The sequence below is a fragment of the Novosphingobium sp. Leaf2 genome, assembly GCF_001421325.1.
GTDB lineage: Bacteria > Pseudomonadota > Alphaproteobacteria > Sphingomonadales > Sphingomonadaceae > Novosphingobium.
The window spans coordinates 33,837-58,840 of the sequence record NZ_LMJY01000017.1; the positions used below are offsets into that span (position 1 = coordinate 33,837).

Here is a 25,004-nt window from a genome sequence, read left to right on the forward strand (position 1 = left end):
CGGCTTCTACACCGTTGTCGTGCGCTTAATGGGAATTGAATTTGGCTGAACCTTCGACACCAGTTTCCGAGATACCGGATATGCGAGAGCGCATTCTGCAGGCGGCAGAAGACCTTTTGCGTCGGCATGGTCCCGCGAAGACCAAGGTCGTCGATGTGGCACGACATCTGGGGATGAGCCACGCTAATGTGTACCGACATTTTAACAGCAAAGCTGACATTCAAGACCTAGTCGCCGCGCGCTGGCTGCGCGGCATCGCCGAACCACTTTACAGGTTTGTATCACAGGATGGTTCGTCCGATACCCGTCTTCGCGGGTGGGTCCATGGGCTTATAGCAGTCAAGTTGGATAAACTGGCGAGTGATCCGGAGTTGTTCGCTACCTACAATGCGTTGGCCGAAGCCTCCCGCGATGTGATCGCAGAGCACGTTTCGCATCTGCGCGAACAGGTTGCGGCTATTATCGCAGACGGCGTTAAGAGCGGTGAGTTCAAAGTGAATGACATATCACGTGCGGCTCGCGCGATTCATGAGGGGACGAGTCGCTTTCAGCACCCTTATTTTGTCACTCGCGGCGACGCTCGGCCCGACGGCGTCGAAGCGGTTATGGACTTGCTCATTGCGGGGTTGAAGTCCGGGGTGGTTTAAAGTTGACGTTCTCCCTGTCTTTTCATCCAGGAAGCTGTGCTGGCGCAGGGCGATAGCGGATGCGCCACGCGAACGACGCGCCTAGAACGGCCATGCGCTCCCAATCCCGCTTCAATGTTCGATGCGTCGCGGTCCGGATGGGGAGGACTATCGCCATCGCCACCCGGACAGCCTGTATCCGATCTGCTGGCACTACCACTATGCTATCCACATCCGCGCCGTTCGTGAGGGGCGTATTCAGGCCATAGCTCCGAACAATCCGGGAAACCGGGACGGGCAGGGCAGAGCGTCTGCAAATTGCTGCTTAACGTCCGACTGCAAGTTAAGATGGAAGCGTGTCCCCGCAACCATTTTCGACGACACTCCTAGCCCCGCAGCTCCCGCTGTGGGGCTGTCGTCGTTTCTGCGACCTGCACTTGCGCCCAGCCATTGCAGGATCGCGCCGAACTCGCCGTGCAGCATGATGTTGACCTCGCCGCGCTTCGCGCCCGGCGTCAGAGTCACGCGCTCGATCAGCGAGCGGATCGCCTCTGCAGCTTCGTCGCGATCTTCCGGAAGGTTGAGTGCCTCGGCCAGCCGTTCGACCTTCTTTGCGTATATACCGGCGATGTTCGGATGGATATCGGGCGTATCTGCCGGCATCTCTGCCATCGCTGCCTTCATAGTCTTCTCGTTCGCTTCGAGGTGGAGCAGCCGATCCATCAGTGTCTCGCTATAGCGCCCGTTCTCGATCGCATCGACGATGTCCGCTTTGGCGCGCGCGATCTTCGCGAGCGTGGCGACCGCTGCACCCTGCGCCGCGCGGCGCTCGTGGTTCAGGCGGTTCGTCTCCTCGACATAGCCGCGGATCGCTTCGTCGACCATGTTCGGCGCCATCAACCGATCCTTCAGGCCATCGACGACGCGCTCTTCCACCGCGATACGCGTGATGGTGTGGCCGTTGTCGCAGGCGCGGGTGTCGTTGTGGGTCGAGCAGGCGAACCTGCCCTGACCGCGCAGCGTATAGGGGCCATCGCAGACGTCGCAGTGGAGCAGGTGTGAATAAGCATCGAAGCCGGATCCCATCTGTTTGCAACACAAACACTTGAAAACGCGAATGAGTACAACTTTTTCGGGGGTCCCAATCGGCGCCGATCGCGACCCCTCTAAGGTCTCAGTTTTGTTCGCTTTTACAATGCCCTATTTGGATTCTGGCGGAGTCACGCTTCGACACCTATCCACAATCCGGAGTTCCGGGGAGGTCACGGCGATGCAGTCTGAACCGCAGTCCGACTCGATGGGCCGCCTGACGAACGATCCGCTCGGGCTTGGTGTTTGTTTCCCGGACCTTTTGCCATCACCCGGCTGCGGGCCGTAACCGTCAGCCGATCCATCCGTGGTCCTCTCGATATTGAGCGTGATGCTCACAACGTGCGGCCATGCATTTCATGTGCAACTGGCGTCAGGACGCAGCAGCAACTCTTCGGCGGGATTTGGTTCGGACAGCGACGGCACTTTGCTCCAGGATCTCACCAAGGTTGTGAAGGTGCAGTTCCGGCCTCTCGGGAAGCTTGACGACCAATTCCAGCTTGCCGCCGACCGCCTCGACATAGTTTCGCAACGTCGACAGATACATGTCCGTCTGCTTTTCGATTTTGGACACCGACGGCTGCTTGATATTCAGGGCGGTCGCCATATCGGCCTGGGCCTTGCCCGCGATCTGCCGCAGCTCGCGCAATCCCTCAACTTCCTGGCGCAGTTCCTGATAGCGGGCTTCGACGCGCTCCTGTCGCTCGACCGGAAGGTCGGCAATGACATCGTTCAGGTTTCGGCCCATCTTATTTTCCCTTCTGCGTGGCCTTCAATCTTTCCGCATGTGCGGAAAATCGAAGGTCGGCCTTCGCGATGAGTTGCTTGTAGAAGCGCTTCTCGCTGCCGCCGGACTTATCGCCGGCGACAAGAATGATCGCCTTGCGTTTCGGATCGAACGCGAAGGCAGCTCGCCATTCGCCGTCGCCGCCCTCGAAACGCAGCTCCTTCATGTTGGCATGCTTCGACCCTTTAAGGGTATCCGCATGGGGGCGCCCAAGCTGTGGGCCATAGTCGATCAGGAGCTTGGCAGCCGCCAGCAAGGCGTCCTGGACATCCTCGGCAAGCGCCTCGAACTCATCCTCGAACAGATCATCGAACTCAACATTCCAAGGCACTAAATATAGCTCCTAAGCTATGTTGTCAATGATTGGTGCGGACGAGCCGGTGTGGCTCGGTCGGCCGCATCGGCTTTGGCAAGGAGCTTGGATATATGGCCGCTCCAGATATTCAGCGCGTCCCGCTTTTCATTCCTCCAATCATGGCGCTGATAGACCCCCGCCACGCCCGAACGCGATCCGCCGACGTGGTTCAGCACGGCTTCCGTCACCTCGAACCGGACGCCCAGTCGTTGGAAGCCGGTCGCCAGCGTTCGCCGCAGGTCATGGAGGCGCCACTGCGGCAGAGGGTCGCCTCCGTCCTCGGCGATGAGCTTGTCGAGCTTGTTTTTGCCCTTCGAATAGGCGGTGAAGCCAGCACCGCTCGACGTCGGAAAAACGCGTCCCCGACGTGGCCATCGATCGCCCTTCGCGACCTCATCCAACTCCGCGATCGCGAGGCCGTTGAGCGGTACGGTGCTTGGCTCTCCGTTCTTGGTGCGCTCACCCGGCAGACGCCACTCGCGCTCCGTTCGATCCAGTTCTTCCCATTGCAGGCCGGCTACCTCTTCGCGCCGTTGGCCGGTCACGATCAGCAGGCGAACGATCGGGCCGAAGCAGCGGTGGCACTTCGGGGCCTGGTTCCAGATTCTTTTGAGCTCCGCGTCGCTAAGCCATCGATCGCGTGGCTTGACCGGCGGGGGCGTCTCCATCCCCTCCATCGGGCTGTTCTGAAGATCGCCCCGGCTCACGGCCCATTTGAAGAGGCGCCGGAGCACCGCAAACACGTTCCGCCGATTGGCGGCCTGCTCGTCGGGCATGCGATCAAACACCGATACGACATCGGCGCGCCTGATCGTCGGCAACGGTTTGTCGCGGAGAACCGGCTGCACATGGAGCCGCAATGATCGTTGGACGAGCGTCTTCCAACCACGTCCCTTGCACGCTTTGCCGAAGTGATCGGCGTAGTTTGAAAAGGCGAGATCGACAGCCTCCCGACGCCGCTGCTTGTCGGCTTCAACAGGATCGATGCCCTGGCCGACCAACAATAGCAGCCGCCCTGCCTCTGCACGGGCTGTCGCCGGCGTCACGGCGAACCATGGCCTCCGATGGTATAACGGCGAGTCTTCGATTCGCGGCCGCCCATTCGATATTGCAGCACATACGAGGCCGATCCGGAGGACGTCGTCCTTAAGCCGAAGCCCTTCAGATCCTCATCCCACAGAAAGCCTTCGACCTCGCCGGTTTGGAGCGCGTCTAGGGTCCTCTTGGTGATTTTTCCGGTGGCCATAGCGATACCTCAGGTACCAAAAATGTAATCACCGTGCAATCACCGTGACGGATATGGCCGGATATCGCTTCGCACGATAGCGTAGCTAACATACTTGAAATACATCGTTTTTGTGAAACGACCTCGCTCTAAATCCGCCGATATCGGAAGTACCAGACCTCATGCCCGTACACGGTGCGTGCCTTGGTTTCGTAGCGAGTCTCGGGCCAGCCGCCGGGGCGGACCTGGAAGTCACGCGGGTGCTGGGCCAGCCATGCGAACTGATGGGTGTGGCGTTGCATGACCATCAGCGCGTGGCGCAGGTACACGGCATGATCGGTGCCGAACCGGAACTCGCCGCCGGGCTTGAGTTTCGCTGCAAACATATCCACCGGACCATCGTTCACCATCCGCCGCTTGGCATGGCGCGCCTTGGGCCAGGGGTCCGGGTGCAGCAGGTACAGGAAGGACAGCGCGCCGTCCGGGATTCGCGCCAGCACTTCCAGCGCATCGCCGTGATGAATGCGCACGTTGCCGATCGGCGGATGGGCGCCATTGTCACCGCTCACGTGCGTAAGCGCCTGGGCAACGCCGTTAAGGAACGGCTCCGCGCCGATGAAGCCGTGATCGGGCAGCATGTCGGCTCGTGCGGCCATGTGTTCGCCGCCGCCGAAGCCGATTTCGAAGTGGAGCGGGCGGTCGTCTCCGAACAGGGCTCTGGCGGTGATCGGGCCCTCCGCCGGCATCGCAATCCTGGGCAGCAGGGTATCGACCAACCCTTGCTGGGCTGCGCGCAGGGGCTTGCCCTTGGCGCGCCCGTAAAGGCGATTCAGCGTGGTCGGATCGCCGGATTTGTATGCAGTCATGACGGCGGCCACTGGCATTGCGCCGCGCGCCGGTCAATGCACGGCACGCACGCTGCGCCTTGGCAACGCGAAAGGCGATTGCCAGCCACGCCCATGCCCTGCTTAAGCGTCAACCATGCTGAACGCCATTTTCCTGCTGCTTGCCTGCCAGCTTTCCGGTGAGGCCTTGCACCGCCTGACCGGCGTGCCGCTGCCGGGCGCGGTGGTCGGCATGGTCCTGCTGCTGATCTGGCTGTCCGTACGCCGCCGCGAACGCCCGGCGTTGACGGTAGTGACCGCGTGGTTGACCGCGCATCTGACGCTGATGTTCGTGCCGGCTGCGGTTGGCGTGATGGAGCAGGGCGCGGTGCTGTCGCGCTATGGACTGGCGCTGGTGGCCGCGACGGTGGTATCCACGGCGCTGACCATGATAGTTACGGCGCTGGTGTTTCGCTGGGCCGTGCGGCGCTTTTCCGAAGAAGACGTGGCATGAGCGGCGCACCGTTGCTTACCACGCCGTTGCTGTGGCTTGCCGCGACGGTGGGCGTGTTCGCAGGCTTCGATGTGCTGTCCAGACGCTCTGGCCGCCATCCGCTGTGCCATCCGGTACTGTGGTCGACGCCCGTGCTGATCGCCCTGCTGCTGGTGAGCGGCACGCCTTATGCGACCTATCGAGCAGCGACCGTGCCGCTCAGCTTCCTGCTGGGCCCGGCGGTTGTGGGGCTGGCGGTGCCGATCTGGCGCGAACGGGCCCGCATTCGCCACTTGGCCGTGCCGGTCACCCTTGCGCTGGGGGCCGGCGCTATCACCTCGATCGTCAGCGCGGTGGGCATCATGGCGCTGCTGGGTGCGCCGCGCCCCATTCTGGCCTCCATCGCGCCGCGCGCTACCACGACGCCGGTGGCGATGGACATCGCCGGGCAGATCGGCGGCATACCCTCGCTGGCAGCAGTGATCGTGTTGTTTGCCGGCGTGATCGGGGCAATGATCGCAACGCCGCTGCTGAACGCGGTGGGCGTGCGCGACTATCGGGCCCGCGGGTTCGCGGTGGGCGTGGCCGCCCACGGGGTGGGGGCAGCGCGCGCGTTCCAGGTGGACGAGACGGCCGGTGCGATGGCGAGCCTGGGCATGGCGCTTAACGCGGTGCTGACGGCGGCGCTGCTTTCGATCCTGGCCCTGCTGGTCTAGTGCAGCCCAAGCAAAACGGCCCGCCCACAGGGGGCAGGCCGTCATGATCCTGCAAGGGGTGCAGGGTGTTTTCAGCCAGATCAGGCGGCTTCGGCGGCCTCGTCCGGATCGCGCAGAACGTAGCCGCGGCCCCACACCGTTTCGATATAGTTGGCGCCGCCGCAGGCATGAGCCAGCTTCTTGCGCAGCTTGCAGATGAACACGTCGATGATCTTGAGTTCCGGTTCGTCCATCCCGCCGTACAGGTGGTTGAGGAACATTTCCTTGGTGAGCGTGGTGCCCTTGCGCAAGCTGAGCAGTTCCAGCATCGCGTATTCCTTGCCGGTCAGGTGGACGCGGGCGCCATCGACTTCGACCGTCTTGGCATCAAGGTTGGTGACCAGCTTGCCGGTGCGGATGACCGACTGGGAATGGCCCTTGGACCGGCGCACCACGGCGTGGATGCGGGCGATCAGTTCTTCGCGATGGAAGGGCTTGGTGACGTAATCGTCAGCGCCGAAGCCGAATGAGCGGACCTTGCTGTCCATTTCCGAAATACCGGACAGGATCAGCACCGGCGTCTGCACTTTGGCGACGCGCAGCTTCTTGAGCACGTCATAACCGTGCATGTCGGGCAGGTTGAGGTCCAGCAGGATGATATCGTAATCGTACAGCTTGCCCAGATCGAGGCCCTCTTCGCCCAGATCGGTGGAGTAGACATTGAAGCCTTCCGCCGTCAGCATGAGCTCGATAGCCCGGGCCGTGGTCGGTTCGTCCTCGATCAGCAGCACTCGCATGGGTCAGTATCCTTCTTTCCCCGTGCCCGCAGCGCTCTCGCCACCATGCGGACCTTGCCGTGTATTAACCATATGACCAATGAAGGTTAAAGGTTAATTTGCCGTAAACGCAGGAAATTCCCGTAATAATTCTTGCGAGTATTCAAGCGTGACGGCACGCGAACCGCGCCGTCTGCAATCAGAACGGGGGCAGCTGGTTAATGTTAAGGATGCCCGCAAACAAAGCGCAAACCATTTGCGACCAGCTGAAGTTCAGCGTGCGGGCGCGGCCTGCATGGTGCGCAAGGCCTTACGCGGCGCGCGGGTTGGGGCGGAAATGCGCTTGAGGTAGCTCCACAATCCGCACTGCAGGCCGATCAGCATGAGGATGAAAGGCTGGAAGGCGATGCCCACGAACAGCGAGCCGACCAGATAGACCACTTGCGCCAGTTGCAGCGATACCGCCAGCGGCGCCACCCAGGCCTCGTCCGGCCCAGTGCGGGCCTTCCAGCGGCGGCGAATCATTTCCATCTGGACCAGGCCCGATCCCTGAAGCAGCAGCCACAAGGCAAGGCCCGGATAGCCTTGTTCGCCCAGCATCTCGAAATAGCTGGAATGGAACGCGCGGCCTTCCTCCACCACGTTGGTGCGGGTGACGATCGTGTTGCTGCCGGCGGTCTGCGTCGCCACCGTATCGTAGTTGACTTTGCTGGATAGATAGACTTCGAAGCCGCCGCCGAAGGGGTGTTCCTTCGCGTAGCCCATCGTCCATTTCCACACGCCGATGCGGGTGCCGGCGGACTTGTCGCCCTGGTGGTCCTCGATCGTGTTCATCCGCGCCAGATAGGAGGCGGGCAGGAACGGCACCGCGATCAGTATGGCAAGGGGCGCGCCGATCGCGATCAGGAGGCGGTGCCTGGAGGTGCGCAGATACAGCGCGCACAGCAGGGCAAGGCAGATCAGGCCGGTGCGCGCCTGGGTGCCGACCGGGATCAGCGAGCAGGCGAAGATCAGCGCGATGGTGAACGTCCACACGCGCCAGTCGGCCGGGAAGATCGTACCGTATTTCGCCAGCCACAGTGCCACCGGGATCAGCGCGATCGCCACGCAGGACAGGATCGAGCCTTCGTACAGTCCGGTGTTGTTCTCCACGAAGATGATCAGCGAGCCGTAGCCACCGCCGCCCATCGCGGTCTTGAGGCCACCATCGATGATCAGCGCGCTGGCGGACAGCACCATGAACAGCGCCACCGCCTCGATGCGCAGGCGGGTGCGCAAGGTGAAGGGCAGGAAGATCGCAAAGACCAGCGCTTTCCACACCCAGGACCACTTCGTCAGCGCCTCAACCGGATAATCGGCGAGCAGGGTCGTGATCGCACAATAGCCCAGCAGAACTGCCAGCAGCCCTTGGCGCCAGGTGAAGCGCGAATCGCGTTTGTCATCGAACATCAGCCAGCCCAGAAACGCGGCGGCGAAGGCAATCAGCGACGTGGGGATCTGGGTAAGAAATCCCCAGGACAGGATCTGCGGCGCGACGATATCGACGTACAGGTAGCACAGTACCCACAGGAACGGGCGTTTGAGGCCCAGCAGGATCAGCGCCACGAAGAACGCGGTGAGCGCCAGGTTAATCATCGCGGCGCGGGTCCGTATCGGAAGCGGGCGAATCGCTTTGCTGTTCCTGCCCGGTGCGCATGGCCGTACCTATACCGCGCCGCACCTTGCGCGGTTCGGCGGCGGTTGCACCTTCCACGTCCAGTTCCGGCCGCCACAGCAGTCGCCACGCCGCGATCAGCAGCAAGGCATGCGATATGGCAAGGGCAAGGATATCGACCATCGAGCCCTGCGCTATAGCAGCGGGGTTGACGGCGCGTTAAGCCTTGCCGGGTTAGGAAAATCCATGACCCGCATTCTTCACGTGCTCGACCATTCGCTGCCGATCCACAGCGGCTACACCTTTCGCACGCGCGCGATCCTCAAGGCGCAGCAGGCGCTGGGCCTGGACGTGCGCGCGGTGACCGGGCCGCGCTACAACGAGGGCGACGGCGTGGTCGAGGAGCATGACGGCCTGCTTTTCCACCGCGCGGGCGGCAAGGCATCAGGGCCGCCGGGCCTGCGCGAATGGCGCGAGATCGGCGTGTTCGCGGCCGGTATCGACAAAGTCGTGGCGCAGTGGCGACCCGATGTCATCCACGCCCATTCCCCGGTGCTGTGCGGGCAGGCGGCGCTGCGCGTTGCTCGGCGGTACGGCATTCCGCTGGTGTACGAAATCCGCGCGTTCTGGGAGGATGCGGCGGTAGGCAACGGCACCGGCACCGAAAACTCGCTGAAATATCGCCTCACCCGGCTGCTGGAAACGCACGTGGTGCGCAAGGCTGATGCTGTCGTCACCATCTGCGAGGGGTTGCGCGCCGATCTGGCCACCCGGGGCATTCCTGAAAGCAAGATCACGGTAACGCCCAACGGTGTCGATCTGGCGCTGTTCGGCGCGCCCTTGCCGCGTGACGCGGCGCTGGCTGCGCAACTTGGCTTCGTCGATGCGGACGGCCCGTGTCCCGTCATCGGCTTCATCGGCAGCTTCTACGATTACGAGGGGCTGGACGTGCTGATCGCGGCAATGCCCGCACTGATTGCACGCCAGCCACGCGCGCGCCTGCTGATGGTGGGTGGCGGCCCGAAGGAAGATGCTTTGCGCGCGCAGGCGGCGGCATCGCCGGTGGCGGCGGCGATTCGCTTCGTGGGCCGCGTGCCGCATCACGAGGTCGATCGGTATTATGCACTGTGCGACGTGATGGCGTACCCCCGCAAGAAAAGCCGCCTGACTGATCTGGTGACGCCGCTCAAGCCGTTGGAGGCGATGGCGCAGGGCAAGCTGGTCGCCGCCAGCGATGTGGGCGGGCACCGTGAATTGATCACCGACGGGCTGACCGGCGTGTTGTTCGCGCCGGACGATCCGGCAGCCTGCGCCGAATCGCTTGCCCGGTTGCTCGAATCGCGCGCACAGTGGCCTGCATACCGGGACGCGGGCCGCAAACACGTGGAAAACGGCCACGATTGGGCGCACAATGCCCGTCGTTATCCAGTCGTTTACCAAATGCTGGCAGCACCGGCAGATCAAGGACAGCTTGGAGCCGCCGCGTAAGGCTGCTCCCGCCCGAGTCCGCCAAGGCTAATACGGGGTACCTTCAGTGGCCGAGACCAAGCGCAACGGCGCAGACCAGCCGATCACCCGCCATCCCCTGTTCCCCGCGATCGCGGCGCTGTGGTGTGGCGCCCTGCTGGGGCTTGCCAGCCTGGCGATCGGCCCTGCCGTCGTCGAGCGGCTGGTGCTGGCGACCGGCCTGCACAAGGTCATCCCGATGGCAGCGCCGCCGCTGGGCACGACCACGCGCATCCTGATGGCCCTGCTGGCAACCGGGCTGGGCGCGGCGATCGGCGCCGTTCTGGCGCGCCGCTTGTCCGGCCGGACCAAGGTGGTGGCAGATGAAGCCACGCTCATCGACACCGACGTTGTCGCCGTGGCCGAGCCGGAAGCCCCGCGCCGTCGCCGCGGCCTGACAGCCAGGGTCGAGGATGTCGCTCCCGATTATGCCGAGCCCGTGCCCTTGCCCGGCACTGCGCCGCAGATCCTCGACGTTGCCGAGTTCGACATCAACAGCTTCGATGCCGCGCCCGTAGACGAATCGCCGTTTCGTCCGCGCCCTGCTGCACATGACTTTTCCGAAGATGCGGACGATGACGTAACGCTGCCAGCCTGGCTGGATGCCGAAACCGCGTGGCATGAACCAGCGCACGAGCCTGCCATAGTGACGTTCAACACCCAGCCGCCCAGCGGCGCGCAGGTCTTTAAGTCCGCGCTTGACGATGCCACGCGTGATCAGGCCGAGCCGGCCCACGATGAGAACGACGTTGAGCCCGCGCAGGAGTCCGTGCAGGAGTCCGTGCAGGAGTCCGTGCAGTCTGGCCCAAGCCGCCTGTTCGCAGCCTATGCGCGCATTGCCGGTTCGGCTGGCGACCAAGAGGATCGCGCCCAGCCTGCTGAGCGCGCTGCACGAGACGCCAACGAGCCAGGCTTCCGCCTCCTGCCGCGTCTGCCGCGCGGTGACCACGCCGGGCCCGTATCCGAACCCGTGGCCGAGACGCCGCACCTGGCTGAGCAGCCTTTCGTGCCGGAGACGACGGACCCGAAAGCTGCCGAGGGTGAGGCCCTGGCCTTTCCTGCAGATCATGCTGACGACGCGCCGGCTGCCAGCAATACCGGTCGCCGCATCGCCGAGGCCGATCTGGACGATCTGTCGCCGGTGGAATTGCTGGAGCGCCTTGCGTTGGCGATGGCTCAGCGCCGTGAGGCATCCAGGCGCGCCGCAGACGCCCGGTCGGCGGAAGCGACGTTCGCGCCGCCCCCACCCGCGGTGCCATCTGCGCTGCGCTCTATCCCCACCGACGATGGCCAGGGCGAGGGCGGTAGTTCCTTCGCCGCGCAGGCCGCGCCGCGCCATATCGGCCTGGCTGCGATCCCGCGCGACACCCCCACCGATGCCATCGCCTTCCCCAGCAGCCCGTTTTCGCGCAATGCCGCGTTTGCCGCAGCGGCATGGCCCGAGGACGAGGCTGATGAAGTACCGGCTGAAGCGGGCGAGACGCTCGACCAGGGCTACGCATCGCTCCTCAACTTGTCCCGCAACGCCGGGCCGCGCGCTTCCGTCCTGCGTTTCGAGACACCGGACGAGAACGACGCCGCTCCGCCAGAGACCGCCGCCGCTGATGACGACGTGACCCCTGATGATCCGGCTGCAACGTTGCAGACCCGCCCCTTCGATGCGCCCGAACGGCCCGATACTGGCGATACTGAGAGCGCGCTGCGCGCTGCGCTCGCTACCCTGCAGCGCATGAGCGGCGCTGCCTGACGGTCAGACGGTTTTGCCCCGATAATCTGAAAACCCCGCTCGGCCTGGTCGAGCGGGGTTTTTCTATAATAAAATTGCCTGAAGCGGCGCTCCGGCCGTCACCATCCTGCGCCGATAGGCCGCTTCGCCATTGCAAAAACGTCTCACAATCGTCATGGGGACCTTTGGGGTCACTAAAACGCGTGGGGTTTGCGCACGATTCGTGCGCGATCCGCAGGCGCGCCGGTAGGCCCCGGTAAAAAGATGACAGGATGGGTTCTATCGATGGGATTTCCTAAGCCCCAAGGCCTTTATGATGCGCGTAATGAACACGATGCCTGCGGCGTGGGCTTCGTTGCCCATATCAAGGGCCAGAAAAACCATGCGATCATTACCCAGGCCCTGGAGATTTTGAAAAACATCGACCACCGTGGTGCGGTGGGCGCCGACCCGTTGCTGGGCGATGGCGCGGGTATCCTGACGCAGCTGCCGGACCAGCTTTTCCGCACCTGGGCTGCGGAGACCGGCGTGCAGCTGCCGCCGCCGGGCGATTATGCGGTGGCGATGTGCTTCCTGCCGCAGGACGATGCCGCGCGCGATGTGATCGTGGCAATCTTCGAAAAGTTCATCAAGAAGGAAGGACAGGCCCTCATCGGCTGGCGCGATGTGCCCGTCACGCTCGATGGTTTGGGCAAGACCGTGCTGGAATCCATGCCGGTCATCCGCCAGTGCTTCGTGGGCCGGGGCGAGAATTGCGCCGATCAGGATGCGTTCGAGCGCAAGATCCTGGCGATCCGCAAGCAGACCCAGAACCCGCTGGCCGCGCTGGCGCAAAAGCATGACATGCCCGGCCTGACCGAGCTGTACATGCCCAGCTTTTCCAGCCGCACGATCGTGTACAAGGGGCTGTTGCTGGCAACGCAGGTCGGCTCGTTCTACGACGATTTGCGCAACCCGGAATTCGTGTCGGCGCTCGGCCTTGTTCACCAGCGTTTTTCGACCAACACGTTCCCCAGCTGGAAGCTGGCGCACCCGTTCCGTTTCATGGCGCACAACGGCGAGATCAACACCGTTCGCGGCAACGTGAACTGGATGAACGCGCGCCGCCGCACCATGGAATCCGAGCTGCTGGGCGCCGATCTCGACAAGATGTGGCCGCTGATCCCGCACGGCCAGTCGGATACTGCCTGCCTTGATAACGCGCTCGAACTGCTGATCGCGGGCGGGTACAGCCTCGTGCACGCGATGATGATCCTCATCCCGGAAGCATGGTCGGGCAATCCGCTGATGACGCCCGAACGCCGGGCGTTCTACGAATACCACGCCGCCTTGATGGAGCCGTGGGACGGCCCTGCCGCCGTGGCGTTCACCGATGGCCGCCAGATCGGCGCCACGCTGGACCGCAACGGCCTGCGCCCTGCGCGCTTCCTGGTTACCGACGACGACTTGTGCGTCATGGCATCGGAAAGCGGGGTGCTGCCGATCAAGGAAGACAACATCGTGCGCAAGTGGCGTCTGCAGCCCGGCCGCATGCTGCTGATCGACTTCGAGGAAGGTCGCATCATCGAGGACGAAGAGATCAAGACCAAGCTGGCGCAGGCTGAGCCTTACGAAAAGTGGCTCGATCAGGCGCAGTACAAGCTGGCCGATCTCGACGTGATCGAACCGGAACTGGCCGAACTGCCAACGCCCACCGGCACGCTGCTCGATCGCCAGCAAGCGTTCGGCTATACCCAGGAAGACATCACCCGCTTCCTGGAGCCGATGGCGCTCAACGCCGACGATCCGCTGGGGTCGATGGGCACCGACACGCCGATCCCGGTGCTGTCGTCCAAGTCGCGCCTGCTGTACGACTATTTCAAGCAGAACTTCGCCCAGGTCACTAACCCGCCGATCGACCCGATCCGCGAGGAACTGGTGATGAGTCTGGTCACCATGGTCGGCCCGCGCCCCAACCTGCTGGGTCATGACGCGGGCACGCACAAGCGCCTGGAAGTCAGCCAGCCGATCCTGACCGACCTTGGCCTTGCCAAGATCCGCTCGGTGGAAGCCGCGCTGGACGGGGCGTTCCGCACCGGCACGATCGACATCACCTGGGACGCAGGCAGCGGCGCGGCCGGGCTGGAAATGGCGATCAAAGAAATGTGCTGGGCCGCCACCGAAGCGGTGCTGGCCGACAAGAACATCCTGATCCTGTCCGACCGGGCGCAAGGGCCTGACCGGATCGCGATGCCCGCGCTGCTGGCGACGGCGGCGGTGCACCAGCATCTGGTGCGCCAAGGCTTGCGGATGCAGACCGGCCTGGTGGTGGAAACCGGCGAAGCGCGCGAAGTGCATCACTTCTGCGCGCTTGCGGGCTATGGCGCGGAAGCGATCAACCCCTACCTGGCGCTGGAGACGATCGAGGCGCTGCGGGTGCGCAAGAACCTGCCGGTCACCGCCGAGCAGGCCGCCAAGAACTATGTCTATGCGATCGGCAAGGGCATTCGCAAGGTGATGTCCAAGATGGGCATCTCCACCTACCAGTCGTACTGCGGCGCGCAGATCTTCGATGCGGTGGGCTTGTCGACCGCGTTCGTGGACTCCTACTTTGGCGGCACCGCAACCACGATCGAAGGCGCAGGTCTTGCCGAGATCGCCGAGGAAACGGTGCGCCGCCATGCCGCCGCGTACGGCGATGACCCGGTCTATGCCAACATGCTCGACGTGGGCGGCATCTACGGCGCGCGCGTGCGCGGCGAGGAACACGCCTGGACCAGCACCAACATCGGCCTGCTGCAGCACGCCGTGCGCGGCAACATCCCTGAAAAGTACCGCGAATTCGCGCAGACCATCAACGACCAGTCGGAGCGCATGCTCACGATCCGGGGCCTGATGGAATTCGTGCCCGGCAAGTCGATCCCGCTGGACGAGGTCGAGCCGGCTAGCGAAATCGTCAAGCGTTTCGCTACCGGCGCGATGAGCTATGGCTCGATCAGCTGGGAGGCGCACACCACGCTGGCGCTGGCGATGAACCGGATCGGCGGCAAGTCCAACACGGGCGAAGGCGGCGAGGATCCGCGCCGCTTCACGCCGCTGGAAAACGGCGATTCGATGCGCTCGTCGATCAAGCAGGTGGCCTCCGGGCGCTTTGGCGTGACGACAGAGTATCTGGTCAACGCGGACGACATCCAGATCAAGATGGCGCAGGGCGCGAAGCCCGGCGAAGGCGGCCAGCTGCCCGGCGACAAGGTGGACCGGACGATTGGCGCGACCCGGCATTCGACGCCGGGCGTGGGCCTCATCAGCCCGCCCCCGCACCATGACATCTATTCAATCGAAGACATCGCCCAGCTCATCCACGACCTCAAGAACGTGAACCCCAAGGCGCGCGTTTCGGTCAAGCTGGTGTCCGAAGTGGGCGTGGGTACCGTGGCTGCCGGCGTTTCCAAGGCGCGGGCGGACCATATCACCATCGCCGGCTACGAAGGCGGGACCGGCGCATCGCCGCTCACCTCGCTGACGCACGCCGGCAGTCCGTGGGAAATCGGCCTAGCCGAAACCCAGCAGACGCTGCTGCTCAACAACCTGCGCAGCCGCGTAGTGGTGCAGGCAGACGGCGGCCTGCGCACCGGGCGCGACGTGGCCGTGGCGGCATTGCTGGGCGCGGACGAGTTCGGCTTCGCCACCGCGCCGCTGATCGCAGCCGGGTGCATTATGATGCGCAAGTGCCACTTGAACACCTGCCCGGTCGGCGTCGCCACGCAGGACCCGGTGCTGCGCTCGCGCTTCACCGGCCAGCCCGAACACGTGATCAACTACTTCTTCTTCGTGGCGGAAGAACTGCGCGCGATCATGGCCGAGCTGGGCTTCCGCACCATTCCCGAAATGGTGGGACGGGTCGATCGCCTGAACATGAAGAAGGCCGTCCAGCACTGGAAGGCCAAGGGCGTCGATCTGTCCAAGGTGCTGTACCAGGCGCCGCTGGGCGACAGCCCTTCGCTCAACTGGAGCGAAACGCAGGACCACGGGCTGGAAAACGCGCTCGATAACGAACTGATCGCAGCAGCGTCAGACGCGCTGGAAAGCCGCCAGCCGGTGCGCATCGAAAAGAGCGTCATCAACGTCAACCGCACGGTGGGTGCGATGCTGTCGGGCGAAGTGGCGCGTCGGTACGGCCACGCCGGCCTGCCGGACAACACGATCAACGTGAAGCTGACCGGTGTTGCCGGGCAAAGCTTCGGCGCCTGGCTTGCCCACGGCGTCACGCTCGACCTGACGGGCGATGCCAACGACTACGTCGGCAAGGGCCTGTCAGGTGGACGGGTGATCGTGCGCCAGCCGGGCCACGTCAATCGTGACCCGCTGCAGAACATCATCGTGGGCAACACCGTGCTGTATGGCGCGATTTCCGGCGAGGCGTTCTTCAACGGCGTGGGCGGGGAGCGATTCGCGGTGCGCAACTCGGGCGCGATCGCGGTTGTCGAAGGGTGCGGCGATCATGGCTGCGAATACATGACCGGCGGCGTCGTGACGGTGCTGGGCAAGACCGGGCGCAACTTTGCGGCCGGAATGTCCGGCGGCATCGCCTATGTCTATGACGAGGACGGCGAGTTCACGAAGCTGGTCAACCCGGCGATGGTGGACCTGTTGCCGATCGCGGCCGAGAAGGACGAGGAGGACGGCACCGGCCGGCCGCAGCAGCGCACCGTGTCGGTCACCGACCTTGGCATGGGCGACCCGCTGCGTCACGACGCAGACCGCCTGCGCATCCTGCTCGAACGTCATCACCTGCACACCGGCTCGAAGCGGGCCCGGGCGCTGCTGGACGACTGGACCAATACCTTGGGCCGGTTCGTGAAAGTGATGCCGCGCGATTACGCCAAGGCCTTGCGCCAGCAGGAGGCCGAGCGCCTCGAAGCCGCGTCTGTCGCGGCGGAATAAGATTTAGGATCGTATCATCATGGGCAAGGAAACCGGCTTCCTCGAACTCGACCGTCAGGACCGCACGTACGGTCCGGTCGAGGATCGGCTGAAGACCTACAAAGAATTCGTCGTCCCGCTTTCCAAGGAGACGCTGCAGGGCCAGGCCTCGCGCTGCATGAACTGCGGCGTGCCGCATTGCCACACCGGCTGTCCGGTCAACAACCTGATCCCGGACTGGAATCACCTCGTCTACGAGGACGATTTCCGCAACGCGCTGGACATGCTGCACCAGACCAACAACTTCCCCGAGTTTACCGGTCGGATCTGCCCCGCTCCGTGCGAGGCGGCGTGCACGCTCAACATCATCGATGCACCCGTCACCATCAAGTCGGTGGAATGCGCGATCATCGACAAGGGGTGGCAGGAAGGCTGGGTAACCCCCCAGCCCGCCAAGCAGCGCACCGGCAAGTCGGTGGCTGTCGTCGGTTCCGGGCCTGCCGGCATGGCTTGCGCGCAGCAGCTGGCGCGCGCCGGCCATGCAGTCACCGTGTTCGAGAAGAACGACCGCGTGGGCGGCCTGATGCGTTACGGCATCCCGGACTTCAAGCTGGAGAAGCACCTCATCAATCGCCGGATGGTGCAGATGATGGCCGAAGGCGTCGAATTCCGCACCTCGGTCGAAGTCGGCGTGACGGTATCGGTTGCCTCGCTGAAGGAAAACTTCGATGCGGTGGTGTTCGCCGGCGGTGCAGAAGACCCGCGCCCGCTGGACATCCCCGGCTTCGAATTGCCTGGCGTGCGCTTCGCGATGGAATTCCTGACCCAGCAGAACAAGCGCAATGCGGGCGACGATGAACTGCGCGCCGCACCGCGCGGCACGCTGAGCGCTGCGGGCAAGCATGTCATCGTCATTGGCGGCGGCGATACCGGATCGGACTGCGTGGGCACCTCCAACCGCCAGGGCGCGGCCTCCGTCACCCAGCTGGAAATCATGCCGCGTCCGCCCGAAAAGGAAGACAAGGCGCTGTCCTGGCCGTTCTGGCCGCTCAAGCTGCGTACGTCCTCCAGCCACGAGGAAGGCGCCGAGCGCGACTGGGCGGTGCTGACCAAGCGCGTGGTGGGCGACAACGACGTCAAGGGCCTGGAATGTGTGCGGGTCGAATGGAAAGACGGCCGCATGCACGAAGTGCCCGGCAGCGAATTCACGCTCAAGGCCGACATGATCTTCCTGGCGATGGGCTTCATGGGCCCGCGCAAGGCCGGCATGATCGACCAGTCGGGCGTGGATCTGGATGCACGCGGCAACGTCAAGGCCGATGTGCTGCGCTACCAGACGAGCGACGAGAAGATCTGGTCGTGCGGGGATATGCGGCGCGGCCAGTCACTGGTGGTCTGGGCGATCCGTGAGGGGCGCCAGTGCGCCCGCTCTGTGGATGAAGCGCTGATGGGCGCCAGCCTGCTGCCGCGCTGATCGCGGGGGTAAGGGCTGGGGGCGTTCCCCGCCCTTACCAGTCGATCGTGCCGCGCCCGTGCTTGGCCAGGAACGCATTGGCCTTGCTGAAATGCCGGCTGCCGAAAAAGCCCCGGTGCGCCGATAGCGGACTGGGGTGCGGCGCGCTCAGCACCAGGTGATGGCTGTGGGCAAGGCCCGGCACGCTCATCGCCTTTTTCTGGGCGTGGCTGCCCCATAACAGGAACACGCAAGGCTCGGGCTTGGCGGCGACGGTGGCGATCGCCGCATCGGTGATCGCTTCCCAGCCGCGGTTCTGGTGCGAACCGGCCTGCCCGTCCTCCACGGTCAGCGCGTTGTTGAGCAGCAGCACGCCCTGGCGCGCCCAGTGTTCCAGATTGCCGTGTGGAGGAGCGACGACGCCGCAATCGGTGGCAAGCTCCTTGTAGATGTTCACCAACGATGGCGGCACCCGCACGCCGTGCTGCACCGAAAACGCCAGGCCATGCGCCTGGCCCGCGCCGTGATACGGATCCTGCCCCAGGATCACCACCCGCACGTCCTCCAGCGCGGTCAGTTCCAGTGCGCGCAGGCGGCTGCCGCGCGGGGGGTAGATGCGCTTGCCCGCCGCTTCCTCCGCCTTGAGCCAGCCGCCCAGCTGGCGCGCTTGAGGACTGGCGAGCGCGTCTTTCAGGGCGCCCGCCCAACTGGCGGGAACCGGCTGGTCCTGCGGTGTTGCCGTCATGCCGTCCTCTTTTGCAAAATTGCGCTAAAACCGAAGGCGCAAACGCGCACGCCATTGCGGAATATCCAGCCAGTCCCTAAGCATTTTCAGATCATGGCTGTCCATCTCCACGAAGAAGATCTTCCCGCCGGCGTGCTCGCCCCGGGCCCCGTCGCAATCGACACCGAGACGATGGGCCTCATCACCCCGCGTGACCGGCTGTGCCTGGTGCAGATATCGGATGGCAGGGGGGACGAACATCTCGTCCGCTTCGCGCCCGGTAGCAGCTATGGCGCGCCCAACCTGAAGGCGGTGCTGGCCGATCCCGCGCGGCTCAAGCTGTATCATTTTGCGCGCTTCGATCTGGCCGCGATAGAACATTACCTTGGCGTCACCGCCGGGCCGGTGTTCTGCACCAAGATCGCCAGCAAGCTGGTGCGCACGTATACCGATCGTCATGGCCTGAAGGATCTGGTGCGCGAACTGCTGGGCAAGGAAGTGTCCAAGCAGCAGCAGTCGAGCGACTGGGGCGCGAAGGAACTCACCGACGCGCAGAAGGATTACGCCGCATCCGACGTGCGCTATCTGCATGCGATGCACACCATTCTGGTTGACCGTCTGGCTCGCGAACAGCGCACCGCGCTGGCGCAGGCCTGCTTCGATTTCCTGCCCGCGCGCGCGCGGCTCGACCTGGCCGGGTGGCCCGACCACGACATTTTCAGCCACGCGGCAGCCTGATCGCGATCACCGGAGTTTCCCAGCCACCATGTCCAGCAATGCCCAACAGATCCGTGACCGCCGCCGGCACTTCGCCGCGCCCGGCGGCTCGCACGATCGGCTGGTGGCGGTGCTGGGCAAGCTGCTGCCGATGGGAATCGGGCTTGTAGCCGCGATCATGATCCTGGTGCCGCTGTCACCGCGCGGCGAAGTGAGCTTCCTGCTTGACCGCAAGAAAGTGGCGATCACCAACGAACGGCTGCGGGCTGACGATGCGGCCTATCGCGGCAAGGACAATGACAACCGGGATTTCACGGTAACCGCCGGCACCGCCGTGCAGCAGACTGCGGCCACACCGATCGTCCAGATGATCGGCCTCAAGGCGCAGATGAACCTGAACGACGGTCCGGCCAACCTGGTCGCGCCAAACGGTGCCTATAACTACGATACGGACCAGATCGCCATAAACGGCCCTGTCAATTTCAGCGCACCGGACGGGTATCGCATGATCACCCGCAACGTGCAGATCGACGTCAAGAAGAAGACGGCGGTGGGCGAAGGCGGTGTGAACGGCACGGTTCCGACCGGCACGTTCAGTGCGAACTCCATGCACGCGGACCTTGAAAACCGCACCGTGATCCTGGATGGGAGAGCGCATCTGCGCATGACGCCCGGCCAGATGAGGATACCCAAATGACGCGCCTTGCCCACAAACTTACCTTGCGTGCCGCCATCACTGTTCCGGTGCTGGGCCTGGCCGCGTTTGCGGCGCTGCCCCAAGGCGAGGCGCAGGCGATCAGCGGCCACAATTCCAATGCGCCGGTTGATTACTCGGCTGACCGAATCGAACTGCAGGACAAGCAGGATCGGGTGATCCTGTCCGGAAACGTCGATGTGAAGCAGGCCGAACTGCGCCTGCAGGCGGCGCGCACGGTGGTGAACTTTACCAACCAGGGCCAGATGCAGATCCAGCGCATCACCGCCAGCGGCGGCGTTTCTGTCACCCGGCCCGGCGAAACCGCTGCCGGTGATGTGGGGGTGTACGATTTCAACAAGCGGATCATCACCATGACGGGCAATGCCACCGTCAAGCGCGCTAATGGCGACACGCTGCGCGGCGGCCGGCTGGTGGTGGATTTGAACAGCGGCATTTCCTCCGCCTCCAGCGGACCGGGCGGGCGGGTCTCGGGCACCTTCAGCGTGCCCAAGCAGAACACCAACAAGTAACCTCAGTCCTCAGCCGCAAACGGCACGCGTGCAAGGCCGGCTCAAACCGGCGTCTGCACGCTGTCGCCCATCGCCAGCCGGACCTGCTCCTCCTCCAGATCGAGCTCGCGAATCAGGGTGGCCAGCGTTTCGCCATCAAGCTCGCCGCGGTGTTCGCGCAGCTTGGTTCGCGCCGCGTCCAGCGCCGCCAGCCGCTCGTCCACAATGGCGCGCAGACGCTGCTGATCGAACACGTGCCCTTCGCGCGCGGCATGAGCTTCTGATCGCCTGATGCCGGCCAGCACGTCGTGAGTCGTCCCTTCGTTCTGCGTGCCTATGCCGGCAATGGCCGCCGCCACGATGGCGCGCGCTTCCACCAGAGCCGGGCTGGCGGCCGCGATATCCGGATCGCGCAAGTCGAACCAGCCGATCAGCAGCTTCAAGGTGGTGCCCTGCAGAACCAGCGTTGACAGGATCGAACAGAAAGCAAGGAACACGATCAGGTCCCGCGCTTCGAACGTACTGGGCAGCGCCAGTGCGGCGGCCAGGCTGACGACACCGCGCATACCGGTCCAGGAAATGATCGTGGGATAGCTGAGCGGCGGCGTGAACTTGCCCCCGCGCAGCACCGCGACGACCGCGTTGGCGGGATAGAAGGTGGCGAAGACCCACACGAACCGCGAAACGATCAACGTGACCGCCAGCGCAAGGCCCAAGGTGGCGAGATGGGCCGCGCTGTAGTCTTCTAGGCGGGACAGGATGCCATGCAGTTGCAGGCCGACCAGCAGGAACACCAGGCTTGCCAGCACGAACTCGATGAGCTGCCAGGCGCTGGCGCTTTCCAGCCGGGTGGTTGCCGTCAACTTCACCTGCGCGCGTCCGATCAGGCCGCCGCACGCCACCGCCGCCAGCACGCCCGAGCCTTCTATGCGCTCGGCGAGCAGATAAGCGGCGAACGCAGCCAGAAACGATACCACGATTTCAAGATGCTTGTCCTTGAGGCGGCGCATCAGCCAGTTGGCGCCCAGCCCGACAAGGACACCGACCAGCGTGCCTACTACTGCGATCAGCGCAAAGCTGCCCAATGCCGAGCCCACGCTTGCAACTGAGGCCGCCGTCGCGCCGATGGCGAAGCGGTATAGCACCAGCGCGGACGCATCGTTGATCAGGCTTTCGCCTTCCAGCACCGCAACAATCCGTTTGGGCAGCTTGAAGCGCTTGAGCACCGATGCGGCTGCGACGGCATCAGGCGGGGCGACGATGGCACCCAGCGCGATCGCAGCCGTCCAGCTTAAGCCCGGGATCAGCTGGCGGGCCACCAGCGCCACCGCGCCGGCAGTGAACAGCACGGCCCCGAAGGCCAGCAGGACGATGAAGACGATGTTGGTCTTGAACATCGTCCAGTCGGTGCGCAGCGCGCTGGCTTGCAACAGGGGCGGCAGGAACAAGGCCAGCGCCAGCTCCGGCTTCAAGGGAACGTGAAAGATGCCCGGCACGAACGCCAGGACCATCCCGCCCAGGATCAGCATCACCGCTGACGGAACCTCCAGCTGGCGCGCCAGCAGCGTCAAAGCCAGCGCGACCGCCAGCAGGATCAGTATCGCCTGGAGGATGTTCACGCGGCTGGCGCACCTGTCCTTGCCCAAAGCACGCGCAGATGCCCGTAAATTGCGCATGAGCGACGGCCCGCCGCGTTCAAGGTGGTGTATTCTCCCATTGTCCTTCTCCGGGCCGGCTGATCCACGATCAAGGCCCGGCCCCTGCTTTGGTTCCCCCAAAAGCTGGCCTCAAAGCGGGGGGATGGACGGAAGATGGCGCGGTTAATTTGCGCCAGCGACAATGAAAGCGGGCTGCCGAGCGTATTGATCGCCCGCCCGCTAAGTGGAAGCATCGCAGAGCAAGATGGCGCGATCGCCGGCACCCGCCGGTGATGCAGGCCGAACGGCGAGCTTCAAAGCCAGATCACAGAACCGGGCCGGTACGAGCGCGGCACACACATACACCAGGAGGATAACGCGGGGCCCGCATGCTCATGGCAGCGCAGCTCCGGTTTTTCAGCGCATGGGGGTTAAGTCTATGACGAGACAATTTCTGACTGCTTTCACAACCAAGGCCTTGCTTTCCTCCGTCCTGGCAACGGGCACGCTGATCGGGCTTTCCGATCGGGCACTGGCGCAGGTTGCCGACGAAACGGCGCAGGCGCCCAACGAAATCACCGTGACCGCCCGCAAGCGCAACGAAACCGCGCAGACTGTGGCCGATCCGATCAGCGTGGTGACGCAGGCCAAGATCGGCAATGCGGACTTGCGCACGCTGCAGGATGCCGTGCGGCTTACCCCCAACCTCGTCGTGCTGGACGGGCTTTATCCCGGCTACAAGACGGTGTCGTTCCGCGGCTTCACCACGCTGGGCCGTGACGGCGAGTTTCCGTTTGCCACGGTCGTGGACGGCGTGGTTCAGCCCGGGCAGATGTTCTTCCAGCAGGATCTGGTGAACGTCCAGCAGATCGAGATCCTGCGCGGACCGCAAGGTACGCTGTACGGCGGCGGCGCGATCGCGGGCGCCATCAACATCGTGACGCGCAAGCCGACCAACGAGTTCACCGGCAGCGCGGCGGTCCAGTATCTGAAAGGCAACGAAAAGCGCGCCACGGCCAGTCTTTCGGGTCCGATCATCAAGGACAAGCTGTTTTTCACTGTCGGCGCCTCGGCCTATGACACCGACGGTCTGATCAAGAACCTTGCCAATCCCAAGAACGTGGACTTCGGCAAGGGCCTGACCACACGCTCGCAGCTGTTGTTCACGCCCACGGAAAACCTCAGCTTTGCGCTGAGCGCGACGACGACGGACAGCAAGACCGGTGGTCTGTGGCTGGCGCCTGTGCCGGACGCGGATTTTCGTGACACGATCCCGCAGCCCAGCGAGAATCAGGCCGGTATCGTGAAGACCAAGCTGCGCGGCTACGCGCTCAAGAGCGACTGGGCGCTGGGCGGCGCAACCCTGACGGCGGTGACCGCCTATTCACGCGGGCGGGACTATACCACCGCCGATGGCGATTTCACGGCTGCGGACAATTACACGCAGACCGTGCGTTTCGTGGATACCACCTGGTCGCAGGAACTGCGCCTGACTTCCGATGGTACGGGCCCGCTCAAGTGGAATGTGGGCTTCTATTATCAGGACGAGACCCGCGATTATCAAAGCCAGTATGGCAACGCCGGCAATCCGCCCGACTTCTTCTCGAAGACCGACACCACCCGCAAGTACGAAACCTTCGCCGGTTTCGGCCAGGTTTCCTATGCGCTTACCGATCGCCTCGAAGTGACGGGCGGCTTCCGGTACGACTGGGAGAACCAGAAGCTCATCGATCACGTCAACACGCTGCTTTACAAGCAGAAGTTCAGCGAGCCGCAGGGCAAGGCATCGGTTTCCTACAAGTGGAGCCCGGATCTGTTCACGTATGCCACGTATTCGCGAGGCTATCGCAAGGGCGGGTTCAACCCCGGCAGCGCCGATTCGCTGCTGACCTACAACCCGGAAACGGCGGACAACTACGAAGTCGGGTTCAAGAGCAACTTTGCCGGCAACATGGTGACGCTCAACGGCGCCTTGTTCTACACCAACTTCAAGGGCCAGCAGTTCTCCACCTCGCGCGTGATCGCGGGTGACGGCATCTACACGGCCATTTCCAACATCGGCAAGACGCAGGTGATGGGCGCCGAGGGTGAACTGTCGATCCGGCCGATGCGCGGGCTCAGCATCAATGCGTCGGTCGGGTACTCGGATGTCAAGATCAAGTCGTTCGTGCCTGAAGACCAGGACGCCTATCATGACAACGTGATCCCGCAGATCTATCGCTTCACCGCGCAACTGGGCGTCGATTACGAAGCGGACCTGTCGGATAGCGTGAAGCTGGTGGCGCATGGCGACGCGTCGCATCGCGGCAACGTCTACTGGGATGTCCAGAACACCCTGGAAACGGGGCCGAAGACTTTCTTCAACGCCAAAGTCGGCATAGAGTTCGGGCAGTTCTCGCTGGCGGCGATCGGCCGCAACCTCAGCAACGAGCGGACCCCGATGGCCGTGGGCCCCCACGCGCTTGGTAACGCCACGCTGGCCAGCTACAATGCGCCGCGCCAGTATGGCGTGGAATTCGGCGTGAAGTTCTGATTCGCCCAAAGGCCGGCGAGGTAACCGCCGCCGGCCTTTGCTTTTTCAAGCGAGTATGACGATTGCATCGCAGGGA

22 protein-coding genes and 1 pseudogene are annotated in these 25,004 nt (G+C 64.0%); 11 read left to right on the forward strand and 12 right to left on the reverse strand.

Translation table 11 applies throughout. The annotated features are described in order from the left end of the window. The first annotated feature begins 41 nt into the window (after positions 1 to 41). Complete coding sequence (locus tag ASE49_RS11810; protein ID WP_200922031.1) at positions 42 to 647, forward strand: TetR/AcrR family transcriptional regulator; 606 nt, start codon at positions 42 to 44, stop codon at positions 645 to 647. A 237-nt stretch (positions 648 to 884) separates the two neighbouring features. Here the strand turns inward: ASE49_RS11810 and ASE49_RS11815 are convergent, their stop codons facing one another. The 7 genes and pseudogenes from ASE49_RS11815 to trmB form a co-directional block, all read right to left on the reverse strand. Beyond that, positions 885 to 1,712, reverse strand: coding sequence for a zinc ribbon domain-containing protein (locus tag ASE49_RS11815; protein WP_056772485.1), 828 nt, complete (start codon positions 1,710 to 1,712; stop codon positions 885 to 887). A 148-nt stretch (positions 1,713 to 1,860) separates the two neighbouring features. Then, a pseudogene (locus tag ASE49_RS17830) lies at positions 1,861 to 1,968 on the reverse strand (very short patch repair endonuclease); the annotation flags it as partial. A gap of 120 nt (positions 1,969 to 2,088) precedes the next feature. Then, positions 2,089 to 2,463, reverse strand: coding sequence for an XRE family transcriptional regulator (locus ASE49_RS11820; protein WP_082456443.1), 375 nt, complete (start codon positions 2,461 to 2,463; stop codon positions 2,089 to 2,091). 1 nt (position 2,464) lies between these two features. Beyond that, positions 2,465 to 2,833 (reverse strand): type II toxin-antitoxin system RelE/ParE family toxin, encoded by a 369-nt coding sequence (locus tag ASE49_RS11825; protein ID WP_056772489.1) that lies wholly within the window; start codon positions 2,831 to 2,833, stop codon positions 2,465 to 2,467. A gap of 17 nt (positions 2,834 to 2,850) precedes the next feature. Further along, positions 2,851 to 3,858 (reverse strand): tyrosine-type recombinase/integrase, encoded by a 1,008-nt coding sequence (locus tag ASE49_RS11830; RefSeq protein WP_235522965.1) that lies wholly within the window; start codon positions 3,856 to 3,858, stop codon positions 2,851 to 2,853. Between the two features lie 41 nt (positions 3,859 to 3,899). Beyond that, the gene (locus tag ASE49_RS18770; RefSeq protein ID WP_235522966.1) at positions 3,900 to 4,103 is read right to left on the reverse strand and encodes an Arm DNA-binding domain-containing protein; all 204 of its coding nucleotides are present in this window, start codon (positions 4,101 to 4,103) and stop codon (positions 3,900 to 3,902) included. Positions 4,104 to 4,231: 128 nt separating this feature from the next. Continuing rightward, positions 4,232 to 4,948: a tRNA (guanine(46)-N(7))-methyltransferase TrmB gene (gene trmB, locus ASE49_RS11835; protein ID WP_056773198.1), complete on the reverse strand. Its 717-nt coding sequence runs from the start codon at positions 4,946 to 4,948 to the stop codon at positions 4,232 to 4,234. Between the two features lie 115 nt (positions 4,949 to 5,063). Between trmB and ASE49_RS11840 the strand changes: the two genes are divergently transcribed. Then, complete coding sequence (locus tag ASE49_RS11840; protein WP_056772492.1) at positions 5,064 to 5,420, forward strand: CidA/LrgA family protein; 357 nt, start codon at positions 5,064 to 5,066, stop codon at positions 5,418 to 5,420. Further along, positions 5,417 to 6,115, forward strand: a complete 699-nt coding sequence (locus ASE49_RS11845; RefSeq protein ID WP_056772496.1) for an LrgB family protein — start codon at positions 5,417 to 5,419, stop codon at positions 6,113 to 6,115. The genes ASE49_RS11840 and ASE49_RS11845 overlap by 4 nt, the downstream gene beginning before the upstream one ends. 80 nt (positions 6,116 to 6,195) lie before the next feature. Here ASE49_RS11845 and ctrA read toward each other — a convergent pair whose 3' ends face one another. From ctrA to ASE49_RS11860, 3 genes are all read right to left on the reverse strand, one after another. Further along, positions 6,196 to 6,891 carry a response regulator transcription factor CtrA gene (gene ctrA / locus ASE49_RS11850; protein ID WP_008832472.1) on the reverse strand — a complete coding sequence of 232 codons (696 nt, stop codon included), beginning with the start codon at positions 6,889 to 6,891 and terminating at the stop codon, positions 6,196 to 6,198. A 252-nt stretch (positions 6,892 to 7,143) separates the two neighbouring features. Further along, a complete protein-coding gene (locus ASE49_RS11855) occupies positions 7,144 to 8,505 on the reverse strand; it encodes a putative O-glycosylation ligase, exosortase A system-associated (protein ID WP_056772499.1) in 1,362 nt (453 codons plus the stop codon). Next, positions 8,498 to 8,707, reverse strand: a complete 210-nt coding sequence (locus ASE49_RS11860; RefSeq protein ID WP_056772502.1) for a hypothetical protein — start codon at positions 8,705 to 8,707, stop codon at positions 8,498 to 8,500. Before ASE49_RS11860 ends, ASE49_RS11855 begins: the two co-directional genes overlap by 8 nt. Positions 8,708 to 8,770: 63 nt before the next feature. On the opposite strand from ASE49_RS11860, the gene ASE49_RS11865 reads away from it, so the two are divergent. From ASE49_RS11865 to ASE49_RS11880, 4 genes are all read left to right on the forward strand, one after another. Further along, positions 8,771 to 10,012 (forward strand): TIGR04063 family PEP-CTERM/XrtA system glycosyltransferase, encoded by a 1,242-nt coding sequence (locus ASE49_RS11865; RefSeq protein ID WP_056772506.1) that lies wholly within the window; start codon positions 8,771 to 8,773, stop codon positions 10,010 to 10,012. Positions 10,013 to 10,058: 46 nt separating this feature from the next. Further along, positions 10,059 to 11,777 (forward strand): hypothetical protein, encoded by a 1,719-nt coding sequence (locus ASE49_RS11870; protein ID WP_056772509.1) that lies wholly within the window; start codon positions 10,059 to 10,061, stop codon positions 11,775 to 11,777. Between the two features lie 264 nt (positions 11,778 to 12,041). After that, positions 12,042 to 16,679: a glutamate synthase large subunit gene (gltB, locus tag ASE49_RS11875; RefSeq protein ID WP_056772513.1), complete on the forward strand. Its 4,638-nt coding sequence runs from the start codon at positions 12,042 to 12,044 to the stop codon at positions 16,677 to 16,679. 19 nt (positions 16,680 to 16,698) lie between these two features. Continuing rightward, positions 16,699 to 18,132: a glutamate synthase subunit beta gene (locus ASE49_RS11880; RefSeq protein WP_056772518.1), complete on the forward strand. Its 1,434-nt coding sequence runs from the start codon at positions 16,699 to 16,701 to the stop codon at positions 18,130 to 18,132. 34 nt (positions 18,133 to 18,166) lie between these two features. Here ASE49_RS11880 and ung read toward each other — a convergent pair whose 3' ends face one another. Beyond that, a complete protein-coding gene (gene ung, locus ASE49_RS11885) occupies positions 18,167 to 18,856 on the reverse strand; it encodes a uracil-DNA glycosylase (protein ID WP_056772523.1) in 690 nt (229 codons plus the stop codon). 93 nt (positions 18,857 to 18,949) lie between these two features. On the opposite strand from ung, the gene ASE49_RS11890 reads away from it, so the two are divergent. Genes ASE49_RS11890 through ASE49_RS11900 form a run of 3 tightly spaced genes read left to right on the forward strand, consistent with a single transcriptional unit; the run spans position 18,950 to position 20,779 of the window. Beyond that, positions 18,950 to 19,573 carry a ribonuclease D gene (locus ASE49_RS11890; protein WP_056772528.1) on the forward strand — a complete coding sequence of 208 codons (624 nt, stop codon included), beginning with the start codon at positions 18,950 to 18,952 and terminating at the stop codon, positions 19,571 to 19,573. 28 nt (positions 19,574 to 19,601) lie between these two features. Further along, complete coding sequence (gene lptC / locus ASE49_RS11895; RefSeq protein ID WP_056772530.1) at positions 19,602 to 20,249, forward strand: LPS export ABC transporter periplasmic protein LptC; 648 nt, start codon at positions 19,602 to 19,604, stop codon at positions 20,247 to 20,249. Continuing rightward, positions 20,246 to 20,779 (forward strand): LptA/OstA family protein, encoded by a 534-nt coding sequence (locus ASE49_RS11900; RefSeq protein WP_056772534.1) that lies wholly within the window; start codon positions 20,246 to 20,248, stop codon positions 20,777 to 20,779. Before lptC ends, ASE49_RS11900 begins: the two co-directional genes overlap by 4 nt. A gap of 41 nt (positions 20,780 to 20,820) precedes the next feature. Here the strand turns inward: ASE49_RS11900 and ASE49_RS11905 are convergent, their stop codons facing one another. Further along, positions 20,821 to 22,377 (reverse strand): Na+/H+ antiporter, encoded by a 1,557-nt coding sequence (locus ASE49_RS11905; RefSeq protein WP_056772538.1) that lies wholly within the window; start codon positions 22,375 to 22,377, stop codon positions 20,821 to 20,823. Between the two features lie 457 nt (positions 22,378 to 22,834). Between ASE49_RS11905 and ASE49_RS11910 the strand changes: the two genes are divergently transcribed. After that, the gene (locus ASE49_RS11910; RefSeq protein ID WP_162234246.1) at positions 22,835 to 24,928 is read left to right on the forward strand and encodes a TonB-dependent receptor; all 2,094 of its coding nucleotides are present in this window, start codon (positions 22,835 to 22,837) and stop codon (positions 24,926 to 24,928) included. Positions 24,929 to 25,004 lie beyond the last annotated feature (76 nt).